We start from the raw sequence: 10,553 nt of genomic DNA, 5'->3' as shown, positions 1-10,553 counted from the left end.
GGGGGTGGGGGCGTGGGGGTGCTTGCAGGTGCCGGGGGCCGGGTGGCGTGTGCCCTGCGAGGACTGGGGCGCGGATCACAGGGCGCGGATGTGCCCGACGGGTGCCGGGGCACGAGTCACAGTCGCCGAGTGCCTGGCGGGTGCCGGAGCACGGGTCGCAGGTCTCAGGTCTCAGGTCTCAGGTCTCAGGTCTCAGGTCTCAGGTCTCAGGTCTCAGGTCGCTGAGTGTCTGACGGGATGCCCAGTCACCAACCGCCAGCGGCCGACCGCCAGCCGCCAGCCGCCAGCCGCCAGCCGCCAGCCGCCAGCCGCGGTCAGGCTACGGCTCCTCCCGCCAGCCGTCCCACTCCCCTACGAACTCGTTCAGCTCCCCGGGTTCCAGCCGCTCGGCCTCGTCCCGCAGCAGCACCAACCACTGCGCGTCCTCGGCGTCGTCCTCCCCCGCCAACGCGTCCCGCACCAGCCGAGGCTCCTCGTCGATCCCGAACCGCTCCCCGAGCGCCTCCGCGACCTCCTCCGCCGCGTCACGATCGGGCAGCACCAGCACATGTCTCACATCGCTCACGGGGCAATTCTCGGACACCGACAAGCGCCGAACGCGAACCGGGGTCGCGCACGCCGCCCAGCCCGGAGCACCCCGCCGACTCAGCCCTCCCGGCCGGGCTCCCGCACCGTCGGCACCTGGTCCAGCTCGATCCCGAACCGCTCCCGGTACACCCCCAGCACCTCCTCGTCCGTGCTCAGCTCCCGCTCCTCCCGTGTCCCGTCGGCCGCCGTCACCTTGAACGTGCGGCCGCTGAGCGTGATCCGTCCTCCTTCCTCCGTCACCCGCGAACACACCAGCGACTGCGTGAAGTGCGAGGACGGTGAGGTGCTGTGCCACCATGCTCCGGCCAGGAAGTCGCCGAGCACCCGCGGCCGCCGCTCCAATCGGTACTCCGGTCTGCCGTCCATGACGACATCCAGGTCCCCGGCCTCCGCCGCGTCGTGCCCGCCGCGCACACCGGCCGCGTCCGGCCCGGCCTCGACGATCCGGAACACGCCCGCCGGATCCTTCTGCTCACCCCGCGCCTCGAACGCCAGCGGATGGTGACTGTGCGCCCCGAAACCTACGTCCGCCAGCCAGGTGCCGCCGTCCACCGTCCGCACCTTCAGCGCCATGTGGTCGTAGGGAATCCCGAGCTTCCCCTCCGGCCCGTGGACCCGCGCCGCCAGCAACGTCACGTCGAAGCCCAGCGCGCCGAGCAACGCCCCGAACGCCCCGTTCAGTTCGTAGCAGAACCCGCCCCGTCTCGCCCCCACCACCTTGTCCAGCAGCCGCTTCTCCTCCAGGACGATCTCCTCGCCGCGATGCACCGACAGGTTCTCGAACGGTACGGTCTGCAAATGGCGCAGATGCAGCTCGCGCAGCACGTCCACGGTGGGCCACGCCGGGTGCTCGACCCCCAGGCGCCGGAGATAGGCATCAACCTCTACGGAATCCATGCCCTCAGTCTCCCGCCACCCGCAGCTGCGCGCCCGTACCCGCGACCGCCAGCGCCCCGTCCTCGTCCGTCCGCAGCACCACCGCGCCCTGCGCCCGCAGCGCAGCGACGGTGCTGGGAGCCGGGTGGCCATACGGGTTGTCCGCACCGCAACTGATCAACGCCAGCCGCGGCGCCGCCCTGCGTATGAGCTCCGGATCCTGGTACGCCGAGCCGTGATGGGCGACCTTGAGCACATCAACGCCGCCCAGCAGCGCCCCCGCCGGTGATCTCAACAGCGCCCGCTGGGCCGGGGGTTCGAGATCCCCGAGCAGCAGGAGCCGCAGCCCGGCCGACCGCACGAGCAGGGAGACACTGGCGTCGTTCGGACCGTCCGGGGCCATGGCCGTGGGCGACGAGCGTGCCGGCGGCCAGACGACCTGCCAGCTCAGCGCCCCGGTGCGCCGCTCCTCCCCGGCGGCGGCCCGCGTCACGGGAATGCGCCGAGCAGCTGCCTCCCTGCGCACGAACTCCACCTGGTCCACCGGCTCTTCGTGCCCCGTCGTCTCGATCGCGCCCACCGCCCGCCCGCGCAGCACGCCGGGCAGGCCCGCCACATGGTCGGCGTGGAAGTGGGTCAGGACGACGAGCGGGATCCTGGTGATGCCGAGTGCGCGCAGGCAGCGGTCGACCGACGTCGGATCGGGGCCGGCGTCCACGACCACGCCCGTGCCCCCGCCCGCCGCGAGCACCGTCGCGTCGCCCTGCCCCACATCGCACATCGCGAACCGCCACCCGGGCGGCGGCCAGCCCGTGACCACCCTGGGCAGCGGTGCCGGCTGCACCACCACGAGCAGGAGCAGCACCCCGCAGACACCGCACCACCAAGGGTGCCGCAGCAGCCGCCGCCCGGCGAGCAGGACGACCGCCGTGGCGAGGACGAGCAAGGCCGCCCCGCCCCAGCTGCCGGGCCAGTCCACACCCGCCCCGGGCAGTGCGGCGCCCGTCCGGGCGACGTCCGCGATCCACCCGGTCGGCCAACTCGCGCACCAGGTAAGCACCTTGGCCAACGGCATCGCGAGCGGTGCCGTCGCCAACGCCGCGAAGCCCAGCACCGTGGCCGGTGCGATCGCGAACTCCGCGAGGAGATTGCACGGCACCGCCACCAGGCTCACCCGCGCCGACAGCACCGCCACGACCGGCGCGCACAAGGCCTGCGCGGCGGCAGCGGCCGCCAGCGCCTCGGCCAACCTCGGCGGCACCCGGCGCCGTTGCAGCGCCGCGCTCCACCGGGGCGCAAGGGTGAGCAGGGCGCCCGTGGCCAGGACGGAGAGCAGAAAGCCGTAACTGCGGGCCAGCCACGGGTCGTACAGCACCAGCAGGAGTACGGCCGTCGCCAGCGCCGGGATCAGCGATCTGCGGCGACCCGTCGCCAGGGCGAGCAGCACGACAGCCCCGCAGGCAGCGGCCCGCAGCACGCTCGGGTCGGGCCGGCACACGACGACGAAGGCGAGGGTGAGCGCCCCGCCGAGCAGTGCCGTCGTCCGCAGGGAGAAACCGAGGCGGGGCGCGAGTCCACGGCGCTCGGCCAACTGCGCCATACCGGGCGGGCCGATGAGCAGGGCGAGGATGATCGTGAGGTTGCTGCCGGAGACGGCGAGCGTGTGCGCGAGGTCGGTCTCCTTGAACGCCTCGTCCAGTTCCGGAGTGATCCGCGAGGTGTCCCCCACGACCAGCCCCGGCAGCAGCGCCCGCGCATCCGCCGGCAACCCGTCGGTCGCCTCCCGCAGCCCGGCCCGCAGCCCCCCGGCAAGCCGCTGCGCCGCCGACGGCTCCCCCACCACCTCAGGCTCCGCCGGGTCCCGCACCCGCAGCACGGCCGCGACCCGGTCCCCGTCCATCAGCGAGGGCGCGAGCGTCGCGGTCACCCGCAAGCGCGTGGAGGGCAGAAGCCCCAGCCAGGGCGAAGGCCGGTCGCTGGCATGCCTTGGCGGGACGTCCGCCTTCCCGGGCGCGCTCACCCCCTCGTCGACGACCCGGGAGGATCCCGACACCCGATCCGCGTCGATGATCACGAGGACCGGCGCCCGCGTGACCACCGAACCACCGTCCGCCTCCTCCACGCGTCGTACATCCGCGTTGATCAGCACGGAGGTCGGCGCCATGTGATCCCCCTTGACCCGGGGCCGGGTCAGCCGGGGATCGGAGGTGAGCTCGACCTCCGCCGTCACCGTGGCGTACTCCCGCGCCAGCCCGGGCACCGGCCCACGCCGCAGATCGGCCCCGTGCAGCCCTGCGGAGACGGCGGCCGCGGCGACGCAGAGCAGCACCGCGGCGACTGAAACGCGCGGCCAGGTGGTGCGCAGGGGTGCAGGGCGCTGACTTCGCGACTGGGTGACGTGGGGGACGAGGGTGACCCGCGTGACCTGGGTGGCCCGCGTGACCCGGGTGACCTGGGTGACCTGGGTGACCTTGGTGACCTTGGTGACGTCACGATCGCCGGTTCTCTCGCTGGCTCCACTTCGCCTCAGCAGCAGTACGCCTGCCGCGACCAAGCCCACGACCGCCGCACCGACCGCCCACTCCGGTGGCGCGTCCAGCATCAGTGCCGCCGTCGCCCAGGCGGCCAGCGCCGGAGGCACGAGCCGGAGGTCCGTCGGCCCTTCCTGCCGGGGGTGGGAGGCGCCCAGCCGGCTCCCGGAGGCGGCGTGAACGGCGGCGCGGCCGGGAGTGCGGACGCCGTGGCTCATGGCCGTCCTGGCCCTCATGACCGTCCTGGCCCTCATAGCCGTACGAGATTCCGTAGGTCGGCGAACCGGCGGTCGCCGATGCCGTTGACCTCGCGCAGCTCGTCCACCGAGTGGAAGCCGCCGTGCTGGGTGCGGTAGTCGATGATGTGCTGGGCCAGCACCGGGCCGACGCCCGGGAGGGTGTCGAGCTGGTCCACGGTGGCCGTGTTGAGAGAGACCGGTGCGGTGGGTGCCGCCCCGGCGACCGCCGAGGTGCCCGCGCCCGTACCGGCAGCGGTCCCCGGCACGGCGGCCGGAGCTCCGACGATCACCTGCTCGCCGTCCACCAGGAAGCGGGCCCGGTTGAGGGTGTCGGTATTGGTGCCGGGACGCACTCCACCGGCCACGCGCAGGGCGTCGGCGACTCGCGAACCCGCGGGCAGGCGGTGGATACCGGGTTTGCGCACCTTGCCGCTTACGTCCACGACGATCTCGGGCGCGGCCGTGCCCCCGGGGCCCGGAACACCCGGCACACCCGGCACACCCGACACTCCCGCCGCACCGCCCGCCCCGGTCTCCCCACCCTGCTGTTCTCCGCCGTACGAGGCTGCCGCCCGCACCACTTCGGGCGCCCGCACGGATTGCGCCCGCCCGGCCCAGAAGTGCTGCACGGCGAACCCTGCGGCGAGGACGAGTACGACCGTGAGCGCGACCACGCTCCGCCGCTCCAGCCCACACCTCGCCTGCAACCACACCGGCATCCGCTCCCGCAAAGCCGACCCGGCCCGCGACCGCCAGACTCCAGCACCCGCGTCACTGGCAGCGTCACCGCCCCCGCCCCCGGCACCGGCACCGGCACCGGCACCGGCACCGGCATCCAACATCTCCGGGCGCTCGCCCACATCCGCCCGAGTACGCCGGTCCTCGCCCGCATCCGCCCGAGTACGCCAGGCCCCGCTCAGATCTTCTCCCGACGCCCCGGCCGCTCCAGGACCGACAGGCTCCTCCCCGCCCTCCGGCGGCCCCGCTCCCGACTCCCGCCACTCCTCCGCCCGTTCGGTGAAAATCACCTTCGCCCTGCGCCGCAGCTCCGCCGCCGACGCATGATGCTGCCGAGCCCGTCCCCGGACATTCATGCGTCGTCGTTGGCGGGCGCGGCTGTCGGAGTGAGGGCCGCGGCCCGGGCCGCTGGTTGCCGTCGTGGTTCGTGTGCGTGATCGAAGTGCCATGCGACGAGGATCGGACACCTCGACCCATCCGCGATGATCTTGCTCAGTTCCCGGGGATTACCGCCCAGTTGTGGAAAACTCCGCCACCCTCACGAGTGGCTCCCCTCAGAGCACTCCCAGAGCGCCCGTCTCCTGAGCCCTCGTCACCGGGGCGAAACCACGACCCCCAACAACCCGGGCCCCGTATGCGCCCCGATCACCGCCCCCACCTCGCTCACATGCAGGTCGGCGAGCCCAGGGACCCGCGCTCGCAGGCGGTCCGCCAGGGCCGACGCCCGGTCGGGAGCGGCGAGATGGTGCACCGCGATGTCGACCTGCGCACCGCCCGCCCGGTCGGCGGCGATCTCCTCCAGGCGTGCGATGGCCTTGGACGCCGTGCGCACCTTCTCCAGCGGGCCGATCCGGCCGCCCTCCAACTGCAGCAGCGGCTTCACTGCGAGCGCCGAGCCCAGCAGGGCCTGCGCCGCGCCGATACGGCCGCCGCGACGCAGATAGTCGAGGGTGTCGACGTAGAAGTAGGCGGCCGTGCTTCCGGCCCGCTTCTCCGCGGCCGTGACGGCCTCGTCCACCGTGCTGCCCGTCTCCGCCGCCTCGGCCGCGGCGAGCGCGCTGAAACCGAGCGCCATCGCGACCATCCCGGTGTCCACCACCCGCACCGGCACCGGCGCCTCGCGCGCCGCGAGGACCGCCGCGTCGTATGTGCCGGAGAGCTCGGCGGACAGGTGCAGGGAGACGATGCCGGTGGCGCCGGCCTCGGCGACCTTGCGGTAGTGCTCCGCGAAGACCTGAGGGCTGGGGCGCGAGGTGGTGACGGGGCGTCGCTTCTGCAACGCCTGGGCGAGGGAACGGGTCGAGATCTCGGTGCCCTCGTCCAGTGCCTGACCGCCGACGACCACGGTCAGGGGTACTGAGGTGATGCCGTGGCGCTCCATCGTCCGCGGCGGCAGGTAGGCCGTTGAATCGGTGACGATCGCGACATGGCGGGACATGAGCTGGAGGTTACCTGCCGTAGCGCCCGGGCGGCAGCCCGACCCCGCTCACCTGGAAATGCCTTGACCGGATCAACTCGCGCTCACCAGGCTCAAGTCGTGCTCTCGGGGCGGGGTTTCTTCTGCCAGGGGTAGGTCGGGCGAGGGCCGGGCGGGGTGATCGCGGGCCGCGTGGGCTCCTCGGCTCGCTGCGTCCGAGAGGTGTCCGGCCAGGTCTGCTCGGCCGTCGGGGCGGCCTGGGCGGCGGGGGCCTCCGGCCACGGCGGCGGCGTCGCGGACGAGGGCGAGGGCGAGGGCGACGAGGGCGACGACGCGGTCTCCTCCGTCTGCCAGTGCCGCAGTGCACCGGTCTCCACGTCGATCTGGGCGCTGAGGGTGTCCAGGTCGTCGTCGGCGAAGCGGCGTGCCCGGTCGCGGGCGGCCCAGCGCAGCGAGTCGGCGGCATGGACGATGCGCTCGGTGCGTTCGCGCAGGTCGGGCAGCCGCTCGGCGAGTGTCGCGCGGTCCGGCTCGGACTCCAGGCGCCGCAGCTCGGCGTCCAGTTCGTGCCCGTGCGCGCTGAGGCGCTGGAAGAGACCGAGGGACTCCTTGAGGGACTCGTCCTCGGCCACGCCCGCGTGCAGCGCGTCCTGGGTGGCCCGCATGGAGGTGCGCAGCTTCAGCCGCAGCTGGGCGAGCTCCCCGGCCGGGCCCGGCTGGGCGAAGGACTTGGCCCGCAGGGTGCCGTCCTCGACCGTGCGCCGGGCATGGGTGATGGTCTCGTCCACGCGGCGCTTGGCGGCCCCGACCACCTTCACCGTGGCGTACGCGCCGAGCACGACGAAGAGCACGAAGAGCAGCGCCAAGACTGCGGTTACTGCGTCCACGAACTCCTCCTCCGGCCGGTCGCGACACATACCGCGTCGCTCTTCAACGGTAAACGCAGCGGGCAGGCCCGGAGTTCCAGCAGAACCCCGAACCTGCCCGTAGGGGATCACCCCGAGCGAAGATCACGCCGAGCCGAGAAGCGACGTCACCGCGACCCGACCGACCCACCGTGTAGAGCTCGGCCGTGGACTGGACCTACGCCGGAACGATGTTCACCAGCTTCGGCGCCCGCACGATCACCTTCCGGATCCCGGCGCCGTCCAGTGCCGCCACGACCTTCTCGTCGGACAGGGCGACCTTTTCCAGGTCCTCCTCGGAGATGGCCGGCGAGACCTCCAGGCGGGCCTTGACCTTGCCCTTGATCTGCACGACGCAGGTCACGGTCTCGTCCACGACGTAGGCCGGGTCGGCGACCGGGAAGTCCTGGTGCACCACCGAGTCCTCGTGGCCCAGCCTGCGCCACAGCTCCTCGGCCACATGCGGGGCCAGCGGCGCGACCATCAGCACCAGCGCCTCGGCGACCGGGCGCGGCACCGCCCCGCCGGCCTTGGTCAGGTGGTTGTTCAGCTCGGTGACCTTGGCGATGGCGGTGTTGAACCGCATGCCCTCCAGGTCACCTCGCACCCCGTCGATGGCCTTGTGCAGGGCACGCAGCGTGTCCTCGTCGGGCTCGGCGTCCACCACCGTCACAGCACCGGTCGTCTCGTCGACGACGTTGCGCCACAGCCGCTGAAGCAGCCGGAACTGGCCGACCACCGCGCGAGTGTCCCACGGCCGGGAAACGTCCAGCGGCCCCATGGCCATCTCGTACAGCCGCAACGTGTCGGCGCCGTACTCGGCGGCGATCTCGTCCGGGGTGACCGCGTTCTTCAGGGACTTGCCCATCTTGCCCAGCAGCCGGGAGACCTTCTCGCCCTGGTAGTAGTAGGCGCCGTCGCGCTCCTCCACCTCGGCGGCCGGTACCGCGATGCCACGGCTGTCGCGGTAGACGTAGGCCTGGATCATGCCCTGGTTGAACAGCTTGTGGAACGGCTCCGCGGAGGAGACGTGGCCCAGGTCGAACAGGACCTTGGACCAGAAGCGCGCGTACAGCAGGTGCAGCACGGCGTGCTCGGCGCCGCCGACGTACAGGTCGACGCCGCCGTGCGGCTGGCCCTCGCGCGGGCCCATCCAGTACTGCTCGATCTCCGGGTCGACCAGTTGCCCGCTGTTGTGCGGGTCCAGGTAGCGCAGCTCGTACCAGCAGGAACCCGCCCAGTTGGGCATGGTGTTGGTCTCGCGCCGGTAGCGCTTCGGTCCGTCGCCCAGGTCCAGGGTGACGTTGACCCACTCCTCGTTGCGCGACAGCGGCGTCTCGGGCTCGGTGTGGGCGTCGTCCGGGTCGAAGGTGCGCGGGCTGTAGTCCTCGACCTCGGGCAGCTCCAGCGGCAGCATCGACTCGGGCAGCGCGTGGGCGATGCCGTCCTCGTCGTAGACGATCGGGAAGGGCTCGCCCCAGTAGCGCTGCCGACTGAACAGCCAGTCTCGCAGCCGGAAGTTGACCGTGCCCTCGCCGACGCCGGACCGCTCCAGCCACTCGGTGATGCGGGCCTTGGCCTCGGCGACGCCCAGGCCGTCCAGGGAGATGTCGTCGTTGGAGGAGTTGATGATCTTCGCCTCGTACGACGCGAAGGCGTCCTGCCAGGTCGAGGTGTCGGTGCCCCGGCCGTCGGTCGGCTCGACGATGCTGGGGATCGGCAGCTCGAAGGCGCGCGCGAACTCGAAGTCACGCTGGTCGCCGCAGGGTACGGCCATGATCGCGCCGGTGCCGTAGCCCATCAGGACGTAGTCGGCGATGAAGACGGGGACCTTCTCGCCGTTGACCGGGTTGGTCGCGTACGAGCCGATGAAGACGCCGGTCTTGTCCTTGGCCTCGGCCTGGCGCTCGACGTCGGACTTGGAGGCGGCCTGCGCGCGGTAGGCGGCGACGGCCTCGGCCGGGGTCGCGTGGCCGCCGGTCCACACGTCGTGCGTCCCCTCGGGCCAGGCGTCCGGGGTGAACTTCTCGACCAGCGGGTGCTCGGGCGCGAGCACCATGTAAGAGGCGCCGAACAGGGTGTCCGGGCGCGTGGTGAAGACCGTGATGCGCTCCCCGTCGATCGGGAAGTCGACGCGGGCACCCTCGGACCGGCCGATCCAGTTGCGCTGCTGCAGCTTGATGGCCTCGGGCCAGTCCAGCTCGGTCAGATCGTCCAGCAGCCGGTCGGCGTACGCGGTGATCCGCATGTTCCACTGGCGCAGCTTGGCCTTGAAGACCGGGAAGTTGCCGCGCTCGGAGCGGCCTTCGGCGGTGACCTCCTCGTTGGCCAGCACGGTGCCCAGACCGGGGCACCAGTTGACCGGCGCGTCGGAGGCGTACGCCAGGCGGTACCCACCCAGGACGTCGGCGCGCTCGGCGGCGCCCAGCTCGCTCCACGCGCGCGTGGTCCCGGGTACGGCGCGCTCACCGGACTCGAACTGCGCGATCAGCTCGGAGATCGGCCGAGCCTTCTTCGCCTCGTCGTCGTACCAGGAGTTGAAGATCTTCAGGAAGATCCACTGGGTCCACTTGTAGTAGTCCGGGTCGATCGTGGCGAACGACCGGCGCTTGTCGTGGCCCAGGCCCAGCCGGCGCAGCTGGACCTTCATGTTCTCGATGTTGGCCTCGGTGGAGACACGCGGGTGCGTGCCCGTCTGCACGGCGTACTGCTCGGCGGGCAGGCCGAAGGCGTCGAAGCCCAGGGTGTGCAGGACGTTGTGTCCGGTCATGCGCTGGAAACGCGCGAAGACGTCGGTCGCGATGTAGCCCAGGGGGTGGCCGACGTGCAGGCCCGCACCGGAGGGGTACGGGAACATGTCCATGATGAACTTCTTGGGCTTGGCGACCAGCTCGGGGTCGCCCGCCAGGTCACCCTTGGGGTTCGGAGCGGCGTACGTACCCTCGGCGTCCCAGAAGTCCTGCCAGCGTGCCTCGATCTCGGCAGCCATGGCCGCCGTGTAGCGGTGCGGCGCGGCCACCTCGGCGGTGGCAGCGGGGTTCGTCTCGCTCATGATCCTCAAAGCTCCATCGATCGTCTCTGCCAGCGGCTGCGGTTCTCTGGAAACGAAAAATCCCCTCGCACAGGAGGGGACGCCGCGCCGATTCCGACCATCCGATTCGCCCGGTGGTCGGGACTGATCAGCGCGGCCCGCTAAGCAGAAGGCGTACGGCACGCATGGCGTCAGGGTACCGCAGGGCCAGAGCGGGTCGCGACGGGC

Annotated in this window: 7 protein-coding genes; all 7 read right to left on the bottom strand. The window is 72.1% G+C overall.

The annotated features are described in order from the left end of the window. Window positions 1-319: 319 nt before the first annotated feature. The 7 genes from KUM44_RS04445 to leuS all read right to left on the bottom strand — a co-directional run bounded on the left by KUM44_RS04445 (window position 320) and on the right by leuS (window position 10,346). Window positions 320-565, bottom strand: coding sequence for a hypothetical protein (locus KUM44_RS04445; RefSeq protein ID WP_217206385.1), 246 nt, complete (start codon window positions 563-565; stop codon window positions 320-322). Window positions 566-645: 80 nt separating this feature from the next. Then, window positions 646-1,485 (bottom strand): arylamine N-acetyltransferase, encoded by an 840-nt coding sequence (locus KUM44_RS04440; protein ID WP_217206384.1) that lies wholly within the window; start codon window positions 1,483-1,485, stop codon window positions 646-648. A 4-nt stretch (window positions 1,486-1,489) separates the two neighbouring features. Next, complete coding sequence (locus KUM44_RS04435) at window positions 1,490-4,213, bottom strand: ComEC/Rec2 family competence protein (protein WP_217206382.1); 2,724 nt, start codon at window positions 4,211-4,213, stop codon at window positions 1,490-1,492. A gap of 32 nt (window positions 4,214-4,245) precedes the next feature. Continuing rightward, window positions 4,246-4,908 carry a helix-hairpin-helix domain-containing protein gene (locus KUM44_RS47490; protein ID WP_374202012.1) on the bottom strand — a complete coding sequence of 221 codons (663 nt, stop codon included), beginning with the start codon at window positions 4,906-4,908 and terminating at the stop codon, window positions 4,246-4,248. A 656-nt stretch (window positions 4,909-5,564) separates the two neighbouring features. Continuing rightward, window positions 5,565-6,410, bottom strand: a complete 846-nt coding sequence (locus KUM44_RS04425; protein WP_217206380.1) for a DegV family protein — start codon at window positions 6,408-6,410, stop codon at window positions 5,565-5,567. A 92-nt stretch (window positions 6,411-6,502) separates the two neighbouring features. Next, window positions 6,503-7,276 (bottom strand): hypothetical protein, encoded by a 774-nt coding sequence (locus tag KUM44_RS04420; protein WP_217206379.1) that lies wholly within the window; start codon window positions 7,274-7,276, stop codon window positions 6,503-6,505. 196 nt (window positions 7,277-7,472) lie between these two features. Continuing rightward, window positions 7,473-10,346 (bottom strand): leucine--tRNA ligase, encoded by a 2,874-nt coding sequence (gene leuS, locus KUM44_RS04415; protein WP_217206378.1) that lies wholly within the window; start codon window positions 10,344-10,346, stop codon window positions 7,473-7,475. Window positions 10,347-10,553 lie beyond the last annotated feature (207 nt).

Source organism: Streptomyces sp. AC550_RSS872, assembly GCF_019049285.1.
GTDB lineage: Bacteria > Actinomycetota > Actinomycetes > Streptomycetales > Streptomycetaceae > Streptomyces.
The sequence above is the reverse complement of the archived record's forward strand: the minus strand, read 5'-3'. Positions and strand labels throughout refer to the sequence as shown.